Raw genomic sequence first — 18,581 nt, 5'->3', positions numbered from 1 at the left:
CAGGACCCGCCGTCGTGGGTTACGCGCCGCGCCAGACGTTGGCGAAGGCCGCGTCCTCGATGGCTCGGCGCTGGCGGACGGCCTCCAGTTCCATCACGGCGTCGTGGACGGCGGCGAGGACGGTGAGGACGGCGTCGTCGGTGATGCCCGGCTCCGCCGCGGTCATCTCGTCACGGATGCCGACGGCCGCCGCGAGCGTGAGCAGCACCGGCTCGTCGGCCGCCCAGCGGTAGGACGCGCGGCGCCGTGCCCCGGTGTCGCTGAGGACCGTGCGGCCGCCACGGAAGGGCAGCCAGCGGCTGCGTTCCCAGGTGACCTGGCCCTCCCGTTCCAGAGTGGTCAGATAGGCCCTGGCCAGGCCGCGCCCGCGCCGCCAGAGCCAGTCCTCCAGGGTCTCGTACGGCACCTGGCGCACCAGCGACGAGGCGGCCTCCGCCAGCAGCGGGTCACCCACCTCCGGAAGGAGCCGCGGCACGATCCGGTCGCCGTCCAGCTCCAGCAGCTCGGCCCGCAGCAGGTCGTACGCCTCGGCGCCGGCCAGCGCCAGGGAGAGGTCCCCGCGCTCGGGCGGCCGGCTGGGTTCCACGTCCAGGGCGACGATCATCAGGTCACGCGCTGTGCTCATTACGCTCCCCGTCGAGGAGGTGCCCGCCCCCGCGCCACCGGCACGCAGAACGCGACGTTCCGTGCTTCCCGTACGCGCCGACTGTAGCGCGGCGCGCGAGGCGTACGGCGGGTGTCATCCGTACAGTGACGGGCGTTCGGGCAGCTCCACCGCCACCCGGCCGCCCCCGGTCAGGGAGCGGACGCCCGCCGCGCAGACCGCTGCGGCGGCGAAGCCGTCCCAGACGCCGGGGCCGGTGGGCGTGCCGTCGCGGACGGAGTCGACCCAGGTCTGCACCTCGCGGTCGTAGGCGTCCTCGAAGCGTTCGAGGTAGTCCTGGGCGATGGTGCCGCCCCAGCGGCCGTCCGCCTGGGTGACCATGGCGTGGCCGTCGCCGATGTGCGCCGTGCCGCGCTCGCAGACGGCCTCGGCCCGCACCTGGTAGCCGAAGCCGCAGTTGACGAAGACCTCCACGTCGGCGATGGCACCGCCGTCCGTTTCGAGGACGACGAACTGCGGGTCCTGGAGGCCACCGGCGTCGCGGGACGGGGCGGGGCGCAGGACCGTCACCGCGGTGATCTCCTGGCCGAGCAGCCAGCGGGTCGCGTCCACCTCGTGCGCGAGCGAGTCGCTGACGAGCAGGTCGCTGGTCCAGCCGGGCGGGGAGGCCACGTTGCGGTGGCGCTGGTGCAGCAGCAGCGGGCGGCCCAGCCGGCCGGTCCGCAGGAGCTGTTCGAGCCGGAGGTACTCGGCGTCGTAGCGCCGCATGAAGCCCACCTGGACGCGCCGCCGGCCGAGCCGCAGCTCGGCTTCGAGTACGCGCAGGGCGGAGGCCGGGTCGGGGGTGAGGGGCTTCTCGCACAGGACGGGCAGGTCGTGGGCGAGGGCGGCGAGCAGGGCCGCCTCGTGGGCCGGGCCGGGCGACGCCACGAGCACCGCGTCGACGTCGGTGGCGGCCAGCGCGGCGGCCGGGTCGGTGTACGCGGCGCAGTCGCCGGCGCGGGCCGCGACGGCCTCGGCGCGTTCCGCGTCGGCGTCCACGACGGCGCTCACCCTGGCGCCGCTGACGACCTCCTGGATCCGGCGCACATGGTCGGCGCCCATGCGGCCCACGCCGATGACGGCGACGTTCAGAGTCGCCGACCCCTGTGATCGGGCCATCGTGGTACTCCTCCTCGGCGTCCGGACGCCGTCCTTTCCAGGGCCTGGTGCCTGTCCCGGCGGGGTCAGGCGCCGCAGGACCGCAGGAACCGGCGTGTGCGCACCGCGATGGGCAGCGGCCTGTCCGGCTCGCACGGGTACATGTCCTGCTCGACGATCGCGAAGAGATCCACGCCGAGTCCCTGCGCGGCCGTCAGGACCGGTTCGAGGGCCGGTACTCCGGCCGGCGGCTCGCACATCACGCCCCGCTGGACCGCCGGCCCGAACGGCACCTCGTTCGCCACCACCTCGGCGAGGATCTCCGGGTCGACCTGCTTGAGGTGCAGGTAGCCGATGCGCTCGCCGTAGGTCTCGATGAGCTTGACGCTGTCGCCGCCGCAGTAGGCGTAGTGCCCGGTGTCCAGGCAGAGGTTGACGAGACCGGAGTCGGTGGAGTCGAGGAAGCGCTCGACGTGGGCCTCGGTGTCGATGTGGGTGTCGGCGTGCGGGTGGACGACGATGTCGAGGCCGTACGTCTCCCTGACCTGGCGGCCGAGCCGTTCCATGCCCCGGGTCAGGTGCGTCCACTGCTCGCCGGTCAGCTCCGGCGGCTCCAGGATCTCGGCGGTCTTGTCGTCGCGCCAGAAGGAGGGGATGACGACGAGGTGGCGTGCGCCGGTGGCCTGGGTGAGTCCGGCGACCTGGCTGACGTGTTCCCAGGTGGAGTCCCACACCGACGGACCGCGGTGCAGGCCGGTGAAGACGGTGCCCGCCGAGACCTTCAGGCCGCGCTCGGCCACCTCGTCGTTGAGCCGGGCCGGGTCGGTCGGCAGATACCCGTAGGGGCCGAGTTCGATCCAGGAGTAGCCGGCCTCGGCCACCTCGTCGAGGAAGCGTTCCCAGGGGACCTGCGCGGGGTCGTCGGGGAACCAGACACCCCAGGAGTCGGGGGCGGAGCCGACCCGGATGCGGTCCAGCACGGGGGCCATGTCATCAGTTCCCTTCGGTGGGTTCCGGTGCGGACGCGCTGGGCGCGGCGAGGGCCTCCGCCTCCGGGAGCTCCTCGGTGTCGACACCGCGGACCTGCGACAGTTCGTGCTTGAGGGCGGCGAGTTCGGTGCCGCCCGCCATGTGGTGGGTCAGTTGGTCGAGGCCGACCTCGCTACGGCCCGCGCTGAGTTCGAGGGTGCCCAGGCGCAGCACGCTGAAGTGGTCGCCGACCATGTAGGCGTGGTGGGGGTTGTGGGTGATGAAGATGACGCCGAGGCCGCGGTCGCGGGCGGCGGCGATGTACTTCAGCACGACACCGGACTGCTTGACGCCGAGGGCGGCGGTGGGCTCGTCCAGGATGAGGACGCGGGCCCCGAAGTGGACGGCGCGGGCGATGGCGACGCACTGGCGCTGGCCGCCGGAGAGCGTGCCGATGGGCTGTTCCAGGTCGTCCAGGACGATGCCCATGTTGCGCAGTTCCTCGTCCGCGGTCCGCTTCATCCGGGCGATGTCGAGGCGGCGTACGGGCCAGGGGCCCCGGGTCAGCTCGGAACCCAGGAAGAAGTTCCGCCACACGGGCATGAGCGGGACGGTCGCCAGGTCCTGGTAGACGGTGGCGATGCCCCGGGCGAGGGCGTCGCGCGGGCTGGAGAAGCGCACCGGCGCCCCGTCGACGAGGAACTCGCCCTCGGTGTGCTGGTGCAGCCCGGAGATGATCTTGATGAGGGTGGACTTGCCGGCGCCGTTGTCGCCGAGCACGCACGTGACGCGTCCGGGGTGGACGGCGAGGTCGACGCCGTGCAGGGCGCGGATGTTGCCGTAGGACTTGCCGGCGCCGCGCAGTTCGACGACGGGCCCGTCGTGCGCGGGCGGGGTGTCGGGGAGGACGGCTCCGTGGGCCGCCGCCTTGTCGCTGGTCATGTCGGTCACCTCCGGGTCGCCGTGCGCCGGACCCACAGATTGATGAGGACGGCGCCGAGCAGCATCACGCCGAGGAAGGCCTTGAACCAGTCGGGGTTCCAGCCCGCGTAGACGATGCCCTGGTTCACCATGCCGAACATGAAGGCGCCGAAGACGGGGCCGATGGCGGAACCGTAGCCGCCGGTGAGCAGGCAGCCGCCGATCACGGCGGCGGCGATGTAGATGAGCTCCTGGCCGACGCCCTCGCCGGACTGCACGGTGTTGAACGAGAACAGCTGGTGCATGCCCGCGAACCAGGCGCCGAAGCCGACCAGCATGAACAGGGTGATCTTGGTGAAGGTGACGGGCACGCCGACCGCGCGGGCGCTGTCCTTGTTGCCGCCGACCGCGAAGATCCAGTTGCCGTACTTGGTGCGCAGCAGGACCCAGGTGGCCAGTGCGGCGAAGACCAGCCACCACACCACGGTGATCTTCACCTGGACGCCGCCGACGTCGAAGGACGAGGCGAAGACGGCCCTGGCCTGTTCGAAGCCGTCCATGTCGCTGATGTCGTCGGTGGCCACGTTGCCGGTGACCAGTTTGGTGACGGCGAGGTTGACGCCCTGGAGGATCAGGAAGGTGCCGAGGGTGACCAGGAAGCTCGGCAGGCCGGTCTTCACCAGCAGCCAGCCGTTGAAGGCGCCGACGCCCAGGGACACCGCCAGGGCGACGATGACCCCCGCCCACACGTTCATGGTGAGCTGGTAGCTGAGCATGCTCGCGGTGAGCGCCGAGGTGATCACGGCGACACCGGAGGAGAGGTCGAACTCCCCGCCGATCATCAGCAGCGCCACCGGCAGGGCCATGATGCCGATGGTCGACGACTGGTAGAGGACCGTCGCCATGGAGCCGCCCTGGCGGACGGAGGGCGCGGCGACGAGGAAGAACACGAGCACGGCCACGGCGCCGAGGAAGACCCCGACCTCCGGGCGGGCCAGCAGCCGCAGCGCCAGCGGGCGCCGTACGGTGCGGCCGTCGGTCGGCCGGGAGCCGGGAGCCGGCGGTGCGCCCACCGCCGGCGCGGCCTGTGGGGACATGTCGCTCACCGGGTGCCCTTCGCGGCGAACCCCGCGATCTGCTCCACGTTGGACTTGTCGACGAAGGCCGGTCCGGTGAGCACCGGCTGCTCACCGCCGCCGCTGTAGTTGCCGTTGTTCTTGAACAGCCACAGGCCGTCCACGGCCAGGTAGCCCTGGAGGTAGGGCTGCTGGTCGACGGCGAACTCGATGTCGCCCTTCTTGACGGAGCCGGCCAGCTCCTTGTTGAGGTCGAAGGTGGCGACCTTGGCCTTGCTGCCCGCGTCGCCCACCGACTGCACCGCGGTCATCGCGACCGGGGCGCCGAGGGTGACGACGTGGTCGACGGAGCCGCTCTGCTTGAGCTTGGCGGTGATGGTGGACTTCACCGACGGCATGTCCGCGCCGTTGACGTAGAGGTTCTCGATGGAGCCCTGGAAGGTCTTCTTCACGCCGTCGCAGCGCTGGGTCAGGCCGACGTTGCCCTGCTCGTGGATCACGCAGACGGCCTTCTTGGCGCCGACCTCGTTCAGCTTCTTGCCGAAGGCCTCGCCCGCCACCGACTCGTCCTGGCCGAAGAACTCCAGCAGGTTGAGCTTCTTCCAGTCGTTCAGGCCGGAGTTGAGTCCGACCACGGGTATGCCGGCCTGCTCGGCCTTGGCCAGCACGCCCCGCATCGCGTCCGGCTTGGCGAGGGTGACGGCGATGCCGTCGACCTTCTGGTCGATCGCGTTCTGGACGAGGTTGGCCTGGCTGCCGGCGCTGGGGTCGGCGGAGTAGACGAGCTTGATGTTGTCCTTGGCGGCGGCCGCCTCCGCGCCCTTGCGGACGATGTCCCAGAAGGTGTCGCCGGGCGCCTGGTGGGTGACCAGCGCGACCGTCATCCGGGGCGTGTTGGCCTTGCCCGCGGCGCCGCTGCCGCCGTCACCGCCGTCCTCGGCCTTCTTTCCGCCCGAGCTGCTGGAGCAGCCGGCGAGGGCCAGGGCCGCCGCAGCGGTCACGGCCACAAGGGGGGCGACTCCGCGGAAGCGGCGAGAAGAGCGGTCCATCTTTCCTGCACCTCACTGTGGCTGGGGAAAAGCTCGGGTCGAACTCCTGGAACTCGTGGAAACCCGGGGGAAGTCCGACGTTGGTCCCGGATCCAATCCCCTGGCGGGCCCGCTGTCAATACTTTGTCAAGACATCTGTTCTACGACCTAGTCCGAATGTAAGAACAAAGCCTTGACAGTGCCGCCCTCCGGGTCCTACATCTGGGAGGGCGGCAGGCCAGGGGGATCCACGTCCCCGTCACAAGGTCCCTTGGGATCCGCACCCCAGCCCAGCTCGAGGAGCGTCGCGCATGGCAGAGCCCGTTGAGTCCGCTGAGTCCGCCCAGTCCTTCGACCTGATCACCATGGGACGCATCGGAGTCGATCTCTACCCCCTGCAGTCCGGCGTACCCCTGGCGCGCGTGGAGACCTTCGGCAAGTTCCTCGGCGGTTCCGCGGCCAACGTGGCCGTCGCCGCGGCCCGGCTCGGCCGCTCCAGCGCGGTGATCACCCGCACCGGGGACGACCCGTTCGGCGCGTATCTGCACGAGGCGCTGAAGGGCTTCGGCGTCGACGACCGCTGGGTCACTCCGGTCGCCGCGTACCCGACCCCGGTGACCTTCTGCGAGATCTTCCCGCCGGACGACTTCCCGCTGTACTTCTACCGCCGACCCAAGGCCCCCGACCTGGAGATCCACACCGGCGAACTGGACCTCGCGGCCATCCGCGCGGCCCGGATCTTCTGGATCACCGGCACCGGTCTGAGCCAGGAGCCGAGCCGTTCCGCCACGCTCGCCGCCCTGGCCGCGCGCGACAAGGCGGGCACCACCGTCTTCGACCTCGACTGGCGCCCGGCTCTCTGGAATGACACGGTCCGGCCGGATCCCGTCCAGGCCCGCCGGTACTACGCCGAGGCACTGCGGCACGCCACCGTGGCGGTCGGCAACGTCGACGAGTGCGAGATCGCCACCGGCGTGCGCGAACCGGAGGCGTGCGCCGAGGCGCTGCTGGCGGCCGGTGTGGAACTGGCCGTCGTCAAGCAGGGCCCCAAGGGCGTCCTCGCGGTGCACCGGGACGGCAGCCGGGCCGAGGTCCCGCCGGTACCCGTCGAGGTCGTCAACGGCCTCGGCGCGGGCGACGCGTTCGGCGGCTCGCTCTGCCACGGCCTGCTGTCCGGCTGGGACCTGACGACGACCGTGCGGCACGCCAACGCGGCCGGCGCCCTCGTCGCCTCCCGCCTCGCCTGCTCCTCCGCGATGCCCACCCGCGCGGAGGTCGACGACTTCCTCGCGCGAGCCACTGCCTGATCGGAGCCCCCTCTTGAGCCTCAGCATCCCCGACCTGACCGCGGTCCGCGCCCGGCACCCCGAGGCCGTCGCGGAGGCCGCCGCGCGCCGGGTGCGCCGCCCGCTGATCGGCGACAGCGGCCGGCTGATGATCGTGGCCGCCGACCATCCCGCGCGCGGCGCGCTCGGCGTCGGCGGCCGTGGACTCGCCATGGCCAACCGGGCCGAACTGCTCGAACGCCTGTGCGTCGCGTTGTCGCGGCCCGGCGTCGACGGGGTACTCGCCACCGCCGACGTCCTGGAGGACCTGCTGCTGCTCGGGGTGCTCGACGGCAAGGTCGTCATGGGCTCGATGAACCGCGGCGGCCTGTCCGGCGCCTCCTTCGAGATGGACGACCGCTTCACCGGGCACCGCCCCCGCGACATCGCCCGGCTCCGCTTCGACGCGGGCAAGCTGCTGCTGCGCATCGACTACGACGACCCCGGCTCACTGGCCACCATGGAGTCCACCGCCCGGGCCGTCGACGACATGGCGGAGCTGCGCCTGCCCGTCTTCGTCGAGCCGTTCATCGCGCGCCGCTCCGGCGGCAGGGTCGCCAACGACCTGTCCGCCGAGGCCGTCACCCGCTCCATCGCCATAGCGTCCGGCCTGGGCGGCACCTCCGCCTACACCTGGCTGAAACTTCCCGTCACCGAGGACCCGGACGACATGGCCGAGGTCCTGCGGACGTCCACGCTCCCGGCCGTACTGCTCGGCGGCGAGATCGGCGACGACCAGGAGGGCGCCTACGAACGCTGGCGCAAGGCGCTCAGGCTCCCCACCGTGCAGGGCATGGTCGTCGGCCGGTCGCTGCTGTACCCGGCCACGGGCAGTGTGGAGGACGCGGTCGACACGGCCGTGAGCCTGCTGTGACCGGTCCCCTCCGCAGCGGTCCCGCCCCTGCTCGTCCATGAATCCGCCGCGCTCCAGCCGCGACAAGGAGGCATTTCGTGACCAGCCCGCACCACCTCCCCGCCCGGAAGGCCGCAGGTGGGCCCTACGTGGTGGACGTGAGCCCGGAGTCCGCCGGCTGGGGCCACTCCGGTCTGCGCGTCCTGGAGCTGTCGCCGGGCGGCTCGCACACCTTCGACACCGGCGACAGCGAGTGGATCGTGCTGCCGCTGGCGGGCGGCTGCACGGTCGTGGCCGACTGCGACCTCGGCAGTGACACGTTCCGACTCACCGGCCGCGACAGCGTGTTCAGCGGCGTGAGCGACTTCGCGTACGTACCGCGCGACGCCCGCGCGACCGTCTCGTCCACCGGCGGCGGACGGTTCGCGCTCACCGGCGCCCGCTGCACCCGGCGCCTGCCCGCCCGCTACGGTCCGGCCTCCGGCGTACCGGTGGAGCTGCGCGGCACCGGCACCTGCTCCCGCCAGGTCAACAACTTCGGCGCGGCAGGCGTCTTCGAGTGCGACAGGCTGATCGCCGTGGAGGTGATCACCCCCGGCGGCAACTGGTCCTCCTTCCCGCCGCACAAGCACGACGAGCACCGGCCGGGCGAGGAATCGGTCCTGGAGGAGATCTACTACTTCGAGTTCGCCGCCCACGACGGCACTCCCGGCCTCGGCTACCAACGGGTCTCCCCGTCCGGTCCCGGCCGGGAGACGGACGTGCTGGCCGAGGTGCGCGGCGGCGACGTGGTCCTGATCCCGGACGGCTGGCACGGGCCGTCGATGGCCGTGCCCGGCCACCACATGTACTACCTCAACGTCATGGCAGGCCCGGACGACGAGCGCGCCTGGCTGATCTGCGACCACCCCGACCACGCGTGGATCCGCGGCACCTGGCCCGAGCAGCCCGTCGACCCCCGCCTGCCCCTGTACACCGCCCCTTCCCCGTGAGGTCACGATGAGCCACTCCACGATCCGCCTCACCGCGGCCCAGGCGCTGGTGCGGTTCCTCGCCGCCCAGTACACCGAGCGGGACGGCGTACGGCACCGGCTGATCGCCGGCACCTGGGGCATCTTCGGCCACGGCAACGTGGCCGGCCTCGGACAGGCCCTGATGGAGGCCGGCGAGGACGTCATGCCGTATCACCAGGGCCGCAACGAGCAGGCCATGGTGCACGCGGCGGTCGGGTACGCCCGGCAACGCGGCCGGCTCTCCACCCAGGCGGTCACGACGTCCATCGGCCCCGGCGCCACCAACCTCGTCACGGGTGCGGCCCTGGCCACGGTCAACCGTCTCCCGGTGCTCCTGCTCCCCGGCGACTACTTCGCCTCGCACTCCGCCGACCCGCTGCTCCAGCAGCTGGAGCACCCCGTCGAGGCGGACGTGTCGGTCAACGACACCCTGCGCCCGGTCTCCCGCTGGTTCGACCGGATCACCCGGCCCGAGGCCCTGATCCCCTCCGCCCTGAACGCCATGCGGGTGCTCACCGACCCGGCCGAGACCGGCGCGGTCACCCTCGCTCTGCCGCAGGACGTACAGGCGGAGGCCTTCGACTGGCCCGAGGAGTTCTTCGCCGAGCGGGTGTGGCGGGTACGGCGTCCCGCCCCCGACCCGGCCGAACTCGCCGACGCCGTACGGGCCGTGCGAGCCGCCCGGCGTCCGCTGGTCGTCGCGGGCGGCGGCGTCCACCACAGCGGGGCCGAGGACGCGCTGAAGGCGTTCGCCGACGCCACCGGCATCCCGGTCGCCTCCACCCAGGCGGGCAAGGGCTCGCTGCGCCACGACCACCCGGCCGACCTCGGCGGCATCGGCCACACCGGCACGGCCGTCAGTGACGACCTGGCCCGCGCCGCGGACCTGGTCATCGGCGTCGGCACCCGCTACACCGACTTCACCACGGCCTCCGGCACGCTCTTCCAGAACCCGGAGGTCCGTTTCGTCAACCTCAACGTGACCGCGTTCGACGCCCACAAGCTGGCGGCCACCACCCTCGTCTGCGACGCGCGCACCGGGCTCACGGCGCTCACCGAGGCACTGGCCGGCCACCGGGTGGACGCCGCGTACGAGGCCGCGTACCACGCCGGCAAGGAGCGCTGGGAACGGGTGGTCGAGGCGGCGTTCGGCGCCGGCGACGACAGCGTCGTACCCACCCAGAGCCAGGTGCTGGGCGCCCTGGACACGGTCGTGGGCGACGACGACGTGGTGATCAACGCGGCCGGCTCCCTCCCGGGCGACCTGCACAAACTGTGGCGGGCCCGCTCCCCGCGCCAGTACCACCTGGAGTACGGCTACTCCTGCATGGGCTACGAGATCCCGGCCGCGATCGGCGTGCAGCAGGCCGCGCCGGACACGCCGGTGTGGGCGCTGGTCGGCGACGGCACCTATCTGATGATGCCGACCGAGATCGTCACCGCCGTCCAGGAGGGCCTGCCCGTCAACGTGGTGCTGGTGCAGAACCACGGGTACGCCTCCATCGGCGGACTGTCGGAGTCGGTGGGCGCCGAGCGCTACGGCACCGCCTACCGCTACCGCGCCGCCGACGGCTCCTTCACCGGCGCTCCCCTTCCGGTGGACCTCGCCGCCAACGCCGCCAGCCTCGGCATGGAGGTGCTGCGCGCCAAGACGGTCGGCGAACTGCGCGCGGCACTCGCCGCGGCCCGTGCCTCCGACCGCCCGACGTGCGTCCACGTCGAGACCGACGTCGAGCGTGCCGCCCCGGCCGCTCCCCCGGCCGAGGCCTGGTGGGACGTGCCGGTGGCCGAGGTGGCCGCGCGCGAGCCCGCCGTCCGGGCCCGCGCGCGCTACGAGCGCGAGGCGGCCGCCCGCCGCCGTCATCTGTGACCGCGCTCGGCCGGTGCCGTACGCGCACGTGTCCCACCAGACCCGACCCGAAGGAGGTGACGCCGTGGCGACGACCGGTGACCGGTCACGTCCCGGGACCGTCTGCGCGCTCGATTCCCTGGACTTCGCCCTGGACCGGGGCAGTCCGGTGCCGCTGTACCACCAGTTCGCCCAGCAACTTGAGGCCGCGATCGAACGCGGACTGCTCACCCCGGGGAACCTCCTCGGCAACGAGATCGACCTGTCCGCCCGCCTGGGCCTGTCCCGCCCCACGGTCCGCCAGGCCATCCAGTCCCTGGTCGACAAGGGCCTGCTGGTGCGGCGGCGCGGGGTGGGCACCCAGGTGGTGCACAGCCGGGTCAGACGCCCCCTGGAGCTGAGCAGCCTCTACGACGACCTGGAGACGGCCGGGCAGGCCCCCAGCACGCTCGTACTGCGCAACGAGCGGGTGCCCGCGACCGCCGAGGTGGCCGCCGCCCTCGGGCTCGCGGAGGGCGCCGAGGTGACGGCGCTGGAACGGCTGCGGTTCACGCACGGCCGGCCGGTGGCGTACCTGTGCAACCACCTGCCGGCGGCCCTGCTCGAACCGGCCACCGCCCGGCTGGAGACGACGGGCCTGTACCGTGTGATGCGCTCGGCGGGCATCACCCTGCACAGCGCCCGCCAGACCATCGGCGCCCGCACGGCCACCACCGAGGAGGCCCCCCTCCTCGACGAACACCAGGGCGCCGCCCTCCTCACCATGCACCGCACGGCCTACGACGACACGGGCAGAGCGGTCGAATACGCCCACCACGTCTACCGCGCGTCCCGCTACACCTTCGACTTCGAGCTGCTGGCGCGGCCCTGAGCGAGCGATGGCCACCGAGGCGCACTCGTCGTCTACAGTGCGGTAGACAGTCCACGAGGTTGCAGTCGGCCATGGCGCGTGCCGGGCCGACCGCGGCAGGAGCGCACCGGAGATCGGAGGAGCATGCGCCGGAAGATCCTGGTCGTCGAAGACGACCACGCCCTGCGCGACGTCCTCCGCCGCAGCCTGTCCGACGAGGACTTCGACCCCGTCTGCGCCGCCGACGGCGCGACCGCCCTGCGCCTGGTCTCGGCGGACGTCTCGGCCGCCGTCCTCGACATCGGGCTGCCCGACGCCGACGGCCGGGACGTGTGCCAGGCGATGCGCGCCAACGGGTTCCGCGCCCCCATCGTCTTCCTCACCGCACGGCACCAGCTCACCGACCGGCTGGCCGGGTTCTCCGCCGGAGGCGACGACTACCTGCCCAAGCCGTTCCACCTCGCCGAGCTCGTCGCACGGCTGCGAGCGGCCCTGAAACGTGCCGGGCCGTCGACCTCCGTGACGGCCGGAGAGCTGGTCCTGGACCCGGTCGAGCACAGCGTGACCGTGCGTGGCGTCCACGCCGCCATGTCCCCGACCGAGTTCCGACTGCTCGCCGCGCTCGTCGCCGCGGACGGAAGCATCGTCCGCCGCCGTGATCTGGTCCGGGCGGCCTGGCCGGAAGGGGCGCAGGTCAGCGACAACACCCTGGACCAGTACCTGACCCGGTTGCGCCGCAAGCTGCGGACGGCCGGCAGCGGCCTGACCGTCGGCACGGCCCGCGGAATCGGGCACCGGCTGTCATGAAACGGCTTCCACGCCGTCCGGCTCCGCGCACGCTGCGCGGCCGGCTCTCGCTCGTGGCCCTGACCACCGCCGCGCTTCTGATGACCGTCCTGACCGTGGCCTTCAACGTGGTGACGGACCGGCATCTGGAACACCAGGCGGACCAGGAGCTGCGGTCCCGGGCGGCCGCCGTCGCCACGACCGTCGACACCAGTGGCCCGCGGATACGCGTCGTGGAATCCGCCAACGACGAGCTGCTCGACGCGAACGTGTGGATCTACGCCGGAACCCGGCTGCTCGAATGGCCGCCCTCCACCACGGCCCACAGCCCCCTGGCCAGAGCCGCCGTACGACTGGCGGCCGCGGGTGGACGCGCCTGCACGACCGTCCCGGTCCAGAACCAGCTGGACGTCCGGCTGTGCTCCCAGCCCGTATCCGGCCACCACGCCGCCGCCACCGTGGTCACCGCTCTGAACCTCGCCCCCTACCAGAGTTCCGCCGACACCCTGCTCCTGGCATCACTGGCCCTGGACGCCGTCATGCTCGCGTGCACCTACGGGCTGACACGCCTGGCCGTCGGCAGGGCGCTGCGCCCGGTGCGCACGATGACCGACCAGGCCACTCAGCGGAGCGCCGTCGCCTCCGACGAGCGCTTCGGCGTCGCGGAGCAGCCCGCCGAACTCGCCCGACTCGGTGCCTCGCTGGACGCGCTGCTGGACCGTATCCGCGCGGTGCTGCGCCATGAACGGCAGCTGACCGCGGAGCTGTCCCACGAGCTCCGCACCCCGCTCAGCCGCATCATCATGGAGCTGGACTGGTGGCGGTCCCGGCCGCGCTCCGCCGCCGAGACCCGGGCCACTCACGAGGTGATCGACGAGGCGGCCCAGTCCATGCGCACCATTTGCGACACCCTTCTGCACGAGGCCCGGGAGAACGCCGTGGCCCCCTCGGCGGTGCCGGGCACCGCCGAGGTCGTGCCTGTTCTGCGCTGCCTGGTCCAGGACCTCGGAACCGGGCCGGGAGTGAGGGCCTTCGTGGAAGCGACCGACCCGGACCTGAAGGCGGGGACCGCACCGGCCCTGCTCGAGCGGATCGTCAGTCCGCTGCTGGCCAACGCCGCTCGGTACGCGCACTCCCGCGTGACCGTCTCGGCGCGTCGCGAACAGGCAGCCGTACGCATCGACGTCACCGACGACGGCCCCGGCGTGCCCTCGGCCTTCGCGTCCCAGCTCTTCCAGCCCGGACGGCGCGCCGACCGTGCCGACGGACACGACGGCGCCGGACTGGGACTGCCGCTCGCCCGGCGCCTTGCCCGTGCCGTCGGCGGTGAGGTGTCCCACGACCCCGAGCACACGCCCGGGGCACGGTTCACCGTCAGCCTGCCGGCCGGCTGATCCCGCCCCCGGAGACTCCGGCGGCCGGCTCCGGCTGCTCGACCACGTCCCTGCGCGTCGCCGACAGGTACACCACCAGACCGAGGATGACCATCAGGAACAGCGCACTGGTCACGACGGTGCCCAGTCCGAGACCGCCGTCCGCGCTCGGCTGGGAGAGATAGTCCCCGATCGAGGCACCCAGTGGACGGGTCAGGATGTAGGCGATCCAGAAACTCCACACGGCGTTCAGGCCGAGCGCGAAGTGGGCGACGGCGACCGCGGCGATCGCCAGGGCGAACAGGGCGGCGGAGAGCCAGTAGCCGAGATCCATCCGCTCCGAGACGAGGTCGCCGGCGGCGGTGCCCAGGGCGAAGGTGAAGAGCACGGCCAGCCAGTAGAAGGCCTCACGGCTCCCGGTGTCGATGTGGTGGATGGACAGGGTCCGCTCACGCCGGTACCAGACGGCGAACACGACCGCCAGGGCGACGGCGAACACCGTGGTGCTCGTCTCCAGCGGAACTCCCATGTTGTCGGTGAGGTTGTCGCTGATCAACGTGCCGACGACACTGATCAGGGCCACCGCGAGCCAGTACACGCCGGCGCGATAGGCACGGGTGCGGAACTGCACCACCAGCACTACGGCCAGCAGGCCGCTCATCAGGACCGACACCCCGGTCAGGCCGAGACCGGCCTTCTCGTTCAGCAGGTCCGCCGCGGTCTCACCGACCGTCGTGCACAGCACCTTGATGATCCAGAAGTAGACGGTGACTTCGGGCACCTTGTTCCAGCGCGGGCGACGGCCGGGGGCGGCCGCCGGCGTCGCGGTGGTTTCGGAGGCTTCGTAGGTCATGGGGCCAAACCGTGCCACCGCTTCCCTGAACGCTTCCTTTACGCGCTGGGCCGGGGCGCCTCCCGGCACGCCGTGCGCGTCCGCCCTACTGGTTCCAGCTCTCGTCGTACGGGTCCTCCGGGGCCGGGACCGGCTTGGCGTCGACGACGTCGATGAACGGAATGATCCCGCCGCCGACCGGGTCCTTGGTCCGCTTGCCGGTGTAGGTGCCGGTGACCTGGAGCCAGGAGTCGGGTCGCAGGACGGGCGGCAGCTCGCCGGACAGGCCGATCTTGACCGGCTGGGCGTCGGCGGCACAGCAGTTGAGGGCCATGCGGACCAGATAGGGCGTGCCGCCGCGGTCGAGGGCGACGAACCCCGTGATCTCGACCTTCCGGTCGCCGAGGGTGCGTCCGTGCCCGTACGCGGCGCGTTCCGCGTAGTCCACCAGGGTGAGCTTGAGCGGATCGCCCGGCGGCAGGGCCGGATAGGCCAGGGGCGGCTGGAGGGCCGTTCCGGTGCGCATGGCGTCGTAGGAGCCGAGTGCGGGCGGGGCGGCCAGGATGAGGGCGAACAGGGGCAGTACGAGGAGCCAGGAGACCCGGGGCTCGCGGTGGCGGTCGCCGTCCCGGTGTCCGTCGCTCTCCTGCTGTCCTTCGTGCGTCTCCTCCGTGTGCCGCTGCCGGCCGGTGGTGGCCGGCCGGCGCAGTTCGTACCAGGCGGTGGCGGCGGCCGTGGCGATCAGGACGGCTCCGGCCGCGAGCAGCAGGGGCTGCAGCCCGGCTTTGACGTAGCGCAGGTAGAGGCTGGTGGTGGCGGTGTGCACCATCGCCCCGCCGATCAGGAACAGGAGGGCCGCCTGTGCCTGGCGGCTCACAGGAGCACCGCCCCGACCAGGACCGACACCAGGACGGCCAGTACGAAGGTGGCGGGAGCGAACCGCAGCGCGAAGGAGCGGCCGAAGGTGCCGGCCTGCATCGCGAACAGCTTCAGGTCGATCATCGGGCCGACCACGAGGAACGCCAGCCGGGCGGTGAGCGAGAACTGGGACAGCGACGCGGCGACGAACGCGTCCGCCTCCGAGCAGATCGACAGCAGCATCGCGAGGACCGAGAGCGCGAGGACGGCGACGGCCGGGTGGCCTGCCGCCGTCCGTAGCCAGCTCTCCGGTGCCACGGCCTTGAGCGTGGCCGCGGCCATGGCGCCGACGGCCAGGAACCCGCCGGCGTGCATCACGTCATGCCGTACGGAGCCCCAGAACGCCGCGCCTTTGCTCCTGCCCTCGTACGAGGCGCGGACCGGTGGCCGCAGCCAGTCGGCGCGGCCGAGACGCTGCCACAGCCAGCCCATCGCGCACGCCACGAGCAGGCTCGCCACGAAGCGGCCGAGGACCATCTCCGGGTTCCGCGGGAACGCGACGGCCGTGGCGGTCAGCACGATCGGGTTGATCGCGGGAGCGGACAGCAGGAAGGCCAGCGCCGCGGCGGGCGTGACCCCCCGGCGCACCAGCGCTCCGGCGACCGGCACCGAGGCGCATTCGCAACCGGGCAGGACCGCCCCGGCCACTCCGGCGACCGGCACCGCGAGGGTGGGCCGCTTCGGCAGCGCGCGGGCGAAGAACGACGGGGGGACGAACACCACGAGAGCCGCCGACAGCAGCACGCCGAGGACCAGGAAGGGAAGTGCCTGGACGACCACCGCGAGGAAGATGGTCATCCAGCTCTGCATCACCGGCGTGGCCAGCGCCCCGCGGATCGGGCCCTGCCCGACGACGAGCAGGAGCAGCAGCAGGGTCAGTCCCAGCGAGGAGTTGAGATTCCAGCCCTGAGGGGTCTCCTCGTCACTGCGGCCGTCGGCCGGGGCCGGAGGTGCTTTTACGGTCGTCACGGGCGAGGTTCCTCCGGGAGGTCGGGCGGCGCGGGTGGGTCCCCTCCCCTCCCCTACGTCGTGCCGCCTGCGGTGTCTCACCGCGGACCCGGGACTTTGCCGCTGTGTGACCCTTCCCCTACTGCTTCGGGGTGGCTTGGTGGGCGAGGAGCTTCCACGTGCCGTCCACCCGGGTCCACACTCCGAGCGAGCGATTGGCCAATTTCCTGCGTATTCCTCCCGCAGTCATTTCGATGTGGATTTCGCTGATGACCACCGCGGTACCACCGGCCACTTTCACACTCTCGATCACATGGTGGATTCGGTGGTACACGTAATGGTTGCTCTCGCACTTCTCGACAAACGAATCGAGCGTATCGAGGCTTCCGCTGGAGTGGGTGTAGGAGAGATCCGGGTGAGCGAGATCGGCGAAGCCGTCGATGTCGTGTTCCGCGATGCTGTCGAAACGGCGCCTCTCCAGATCACGGATGGTGTGCGCGTCGGTTGCAGTCACGTTCTTCCTCCGCATCGGGCCCGGCGTTGCGCCACATGCCGGTCTGCGTTGCCAGTGTGCAGGTGCGGCCGGCGGGAGTCGCGCCCATTTCGGACTAGTCAGATCTGCGGAGCACCCATCCCTCCAAACAGGCAGAAAAGACGAAGTCGTCAACCTTTCCCCCTCTCTACGATCCCGTAGCAGTAATGTGCTGGCTCTCGAAGGGAATCACCGGTGCTGAAGCGAGTCCTGCTTTCCGAGACCGATCTGCCCGACCGCTGGTACAACATCCTTCCCGATCTGCCCGCTCCCCTGCCGGGCCCGCTCAATCCGGTGACGATGGCACCGCTCCAGCCGGAGGATCTGGTCGACCTGCTCCCCCGGAAGGTGATCGAGCACGAGTTCACCCAGGACCGCTGGGTGGAGATCCCGGAGCGGGTGCGGGACGTCTACAAGATCTGGCGGCCTTCCCCGCTGGTCCGTGCGGAACGCCTGGAGCGCGCGCTCGACACACCGGCGCACATCTACTTCAAGTTCGAGGGCGTGTCCCCGTCGGGCTCCCACAAGCCGAACACCGCCGTCGTCCAGGCGTACTACGCCGCCGAGGAGGGCGTCCGCCGGCTGACCACGGAGACCGGGGCGGGCCAGTGGGGCTCCGCGCTGTCGTTCGCAGGTGCGCTGTTCGGGCTCGAAGTGAACGTCTACATGGTCCGCGCCTCCTTCGAGCAGAAGCCCTACCGCAAGTCGCTGATGCAGAGCTGGGGAGCCCAGGTCTATGCCTCTCCCACGCAGCGGACCGAAGCCGGGCGCCAGATCCTGGCCAAGGACCCGGACTCGCCCGGCAGCATCGGCATCGCCATCAGCGAGGCCGTCGCGGACGCGCTGAGCCGGGACGACACCAAGTTCGCGCTGGGCTCCATCATGAACAACGTGCTGCTGCACCAGACCGTGATCGGTCTGGAGGCGAAGAAGCAGATGGAGATCATGGGCGAGTACCCGGACGTGGTGATCGGCTGCGTCGGCGGCGGCTCCAACTACGCCGGGCTCGCCTACCCGTTCCTGCAGGACCGGCTCACCGGCGAACGCCCCGGGACCCGCTTCGTCGCTGCCGAGCCCGATGCCTGCCCGACCCTCACCCGGGGAAAGCTGGCGTACGACTACCCGGACACCACCGGCCTGACCCCGCCGCTGTACATGCACACCCTCGGGCACGACTTCATCCCCGGCTCGATCCACGCCGGCGGTCTGCGCTACCACGGTGACGCGCCCAGCCTGTGCCTGCTGAAGGAGCACGGTCTGGTCGAGGCCCGCGCCTTCCCGCAGACCGAGGTGTTCGACGCGGCGGTGCAGTTCGCGCGGAGCGAGGGCTTCGTCATCGCCCCCGAGTCGTCGCACGGGCTGAAGGCGGCGCTCGTCGAGGCGCTGGCCGCCCGTGAGGCGGGGGAGGAACGGGTCGTGCTGTTCAACATCTCCGGGCACGGCAACTTCGACCTGGCCGCCTTCGACTCCTTCTTGGCCGGGACGATGGAGAACCCGATGGTCACGGACGATCAGATCGCGGCGAGCCTGAGCGAACTCCCGTCGCCCGCCGCCTCGGCGTGAG

18 protein-coding genes are annotated in these 18,581 nt (G+C 71.7%); 8 read left to right on the top strand and 10 right to left on the bottom strand.

What is annotated here, in order from left to right:
- Window positions 1–19 precede the first annotated feature (19 nt).
- From ACIP4X_RS21580 to ACIP4X_RS21555, 6 genes are all read right to left on the bottom strand, one after another.
- Window positions 20–625, bottom strand: a complete 606-nt coding sequence (locus ACIP4X_RS21580) for a GPP34 family phosphoprotein (protein ID WP_358730545.1) — start codon at window positions 623–625, stop codon at window positions 20–22.
- Window positions 626–739: 114 nt separating this feature from the next.
- Window positions 740–1,765 carry a Gfo/Idh/MocA family oxidoreductase gene (locus tag ACIP4X_RS21575; RefSeq protein ID WP_358730543.1) on the bottom strand — a complete coding sequence of 342 codons (1,026 nt, stop codon included), beginning with the start codon at window positions 1,763–1,765 and terminating at the stop codon, window positions 740–742.
- A 65-nt stretch (window positions 1,766–1,830) separates the two neighbouring features.
- Window positions 1,831–2,733: a sugar phosphate isomerase/epimerase gene (locus ACIP4X_RS21570; protein WP_358730541.1), complete on the bottom strand. Its 903-nt coding sequence runs from the start codon at window positions 2,731–2,733 to the stop codon at window positions 1,831–1,833.
- A gap of 4 nt (window positions 2,734–2,737) precedes the next feature.
- A complete protein-coding gene (locus ACIP4X_RS21565) occupies window positions 2,738–3,655 on the bottom strand; it encodes an ATP-binding cassette domain-containing protein (RefSeq protein WP_391454671.1) in 918 nt (305 codons plus the stop codon).
- Window positions 3,656–3,660: 5 nt separating this feature from the next.
- Window positions 3,661–4,731 (bottom strand): ABC transporter permease, encoded by a 1,071-nt coding sequence (locus ACIP4X_RS21560; protein ID WP_358730647.1) that lies wholly within the window; start codon window positions 4,729–4,731, stop codon window positions 3,661–3,663.
- Window positions 4,732–4,736: 5 nt separating this feature from the next.
- On the bottom strand, window positions 4,737–5,759 hold the full coding sequence (locus ACIP4X_RS21555; protein WP_391454672.1) for a substrate-binding domain-containing protein: 1,023 nt from the start codon (window positions 5,757–5,759) through the stop codon (window positions 4,737–4,739).
- 290 nt (window positions 5,760–6,049) lie between these two features.
- Between ACIP4X_RS21555 and iolC the strand changes: the two genes are divergently transcribed.
- From iolC to ACIP4X_RS21520, 7 genes are all read left to right on the top strand, one after another.
- The gene (gene iolC / locus ACIP4X_RS21550) at window positions 6,050–7,045 is read left to right on the top strand and encodes a 5-dehydro-2-deoxygluconokinase (protein ID WP_391454673.1); all 996 of its coding nucleotides are present in this window, start codon (window positions 6,050–6,052) and stop codon (window positions 7,043–7,045) included.
- A 13-nt stretch (window positions 7,046–7,058) separates the two neighbouring features.
- A complete protein-coding gene (locus ACIP4X_RS21545) occupies window positions 7,059–7,937 on the top strand; it encodes a deoxyribose-phosphate aldolase (protein WP_358730533.1) in 879 nt (292 codons plus the stop codon).
- Between the two features lie 77 nt (window positions 7,938–8,014).
- Window positions 8,015–8,908 carry a 5-deoxy-glucuronate isomerase gene (gene iolB / locus ACIP4X_RS21540; RefSeq protein WP_391454674.1) on the top strand — a complete coding sequence of 298 codons (894 nt, stop codon included), beginning with the start codon at window positions 8,015–8,017 and terminating at the stop codon, window positions 8,906–8,908.
- Between the two features lie 7 nt (window positions 8,909–8,915).
- Window positions 8,916–10,799 (top strand): 3D-(3,5/4)-trihydroxycyclohexane-1,2-dione acylhydrolase (decyclizing), encoded by a 1,884-nt coding sequence (iolD, locus tag ACIP4X_RS21535; protein ID WP_391454675.1) that lies wholly within the window; start codon window positions 8,916–8,918, stop codon window positions 10,797–10,799.
- A 64-nt stretch (window positions 10,800–10,863) separates the two neighbouring features.
- Window positions 10,864–11,649, top strand: a complete 786-nt coding sequence (locus tag ACIP4X_RS21530) for a GntR family transcriptional regulator (RefSeq protein ID WP_358730527.1) — start codon at window positions 10,864–10,866, stop codon at window positions 11,647–11,649.
- A gap of 123 nt (window positions 11,650–11,772) precedes the next feature.
- Window positions 11,773–12,435, top strand: coding sequence for a response regulator transcription factor (locus tag ACIP4X_RS21525; protein WP_358730525.1), 663 nt, complete (start codon window positions 11,773–11,775; stop codon window positions 12,433–12,435).
- The gene (locus ACIP4X_RS21520; protein ID WP_391454676.1) at window positions 12,432–13,808 is read left to right on the top strand and encodes an ATP-binding protein; all 1,377 of its coding nucleotides are present in this window, start codon (window positions 12,432–12,434) and stop codon (window positions 13,806–13,808) included. The genes ACIP4X_RS21525 and ACIP4X_RS21520 overlap by 4 nt, the downstream gene beginning before the upstream one ends.
- Here ACIP4X_RS21520 and ACIP4X_RS21515 read toward each other — a convergent pair.
- The 4 genes from ACIP4X_RS21515 to ACIP4X_RS21500 form a co-directional block, all read right to left on the bottom strand.
- Entirely contained in the window at window positions 13,789–14,640 is an 852-nt protein-coding gene (locus tag ACIP4X_RS21515) for a hypothetical protein (RefSeq protein ID WP_358730521.1), read from the bottom strand. The two genes, ACIP4X_RS21520 and ACIP4X_RS21515, sit on opposite strands and share 20 nt — an antisense overlap.
- Before the next feature lie 85 nt (window positions 14,641–14,725).
- Window positions 14,726–15,496, bottom strand: a complete 771-nt coding sequence (locus ACIP4X_RS21510) for a TIGR03943 family putative permease subunit (protein ID WP_391454677.1) — start codon at window positions 15,494–15,496, stop codon at window positions 14,726–14,728.
- The gene (locus ACIP4X_RS21505) at window positions 15,493–16,506 is read right to left on the bottom strand and encodes a permease (RefSeq protein WP_358730518.1); all 1,014 of its coding nucleotides are present in this window, start codon (window positions 16,504–16,506) and stop codon (window positions 15,493–15,495) included. The genes ACIP4X_RS21510 and ACIP4X_RS21505 overlap by 4 nt, the downstream gene beginning before the upstream one ends.
- 118 nt (window positions 16,507–16,624) lie before the next feature.
- Entirely contained in the window at window positions 16,625–16,999 is a 375-nt protein-coding gene (locus ACIP4X_RS21500; protein WP_358730516.1) for a nuclear transport factor 2 family protein, read from the bottom strand.
- 213 nt (window positions 17,000–17,212) lie between these two features.
- On the opposite strand from ACIP4X_RS21500, the gene ACIP4X_RS21495 reads away from it, so the two are divergent.
- Entirely contained in the window at window positions 17,213–18,580 is a 1,368-nt protein-coding gene (locus ACIP4X_RS21495) for a TrpB-like pyridoxal phosphate-dependent enzyme (protein ID WP_358730515.1), read from the top strand.
- The last annotated feature ends 1 nt before the right edge of the window (window position 18,581 follow it).

It is taken from the genome of Streptomyces sp. NPDC088817, assembly GCF_044750345.1.
Lineage (GTDB): Bacteria > Actinomycetota > Actinomycetes > Streptomycetales > Streptomycetaceae > Streptomyces.
Note: the sequence above shows the minus strand (reverse complement) of the source record. Positions and strands in the feature narration are given on the sequence as shown.

Excerpts from the sequence above, each read along its gene's own strand:
- ACIP4X_RS21555 (WP_391454672.1), bottom strand. The coding sequence starts at position 5,759 with ATGGACCGCTCTTCTCGCCGCTTCCGCGGAGTCGCCCCCCTTGTGGCC.
- ACIP4X_RS21575 (WP_358730543.1), bottom strand. The coding sequence starts at position 1,765 with ATGGCCCGATCACAGGGGTCGGCGACTCTGAACGTCGCCGTCATCGGC.
- iolC (WP_391454673.1), top strand. The coding sequence starts at position 6,050 with ATGGCAGAGCCCGTTGAGTCCGCTGAGTCCGCCCAGTCCTTCGACCTG.
- ACIP4X_RS21580 (WP_358730545.1), bottom strand. The coding sequence starts at position 625 with ATGAGCACAGCGCGTGACCTGATGATCGTCGCCCTGGACGTGGAACCC.
- ACIP4X_RS21565 (WP_391454671.1), bottom strand. The coding sequence starts at position 3,655 with ATGACCAGCGACAAGGCGGCGGCCCACGGAGCCGTCCTCCCCGACACC.
- ACIP4X_RS21560 (WP_358730647.1), bottom strand. The coding sequence starts at position 4,731 with ATGTCCCCACAGGCCGCGCCGGCGGTGGGCGCACCGCCGGCTCCCGGC.
- iolD (WP_391454675.1), top strand. The coding sequence starts at position 8,916 with ATGAGCCACTCCACGATCCGCCTCACCGCGGCCCAGGCGCTGGTGCGG.
- ACIP4X_RS21570 (WP_358730541.1), bottom strand. The coding sequence starts at position 2,733 with ATGGCCCCCGTGCTGGACCGCATCCGGGTCGGCTCCGCCCCCGACTCC.
- ACIP4X_RS21525 (WP_358730525.1), top strand. The coding sequence starts at position 11,773 with ATGCGCCGGAAGATCCTGGTCGTCGAAGACGACCACGCCCTGCGCGAC.
- ACIP4X_RS21520 (WP_391454676.1), top strand. The coding sequence starts at position 12,432 with ATGAAACGGCTTCCACGCCGTCCGGCTCCGCGCACGCTGCGCGGCCGG.
- ACIP4X_RS21515 (WP_358730521.1), bottom strand. The coding sequence starts at position 14,640 with ATGACCTACGAAGCCTCCGAAACCACCGCGACGCCGGCGGCCGCCCCC.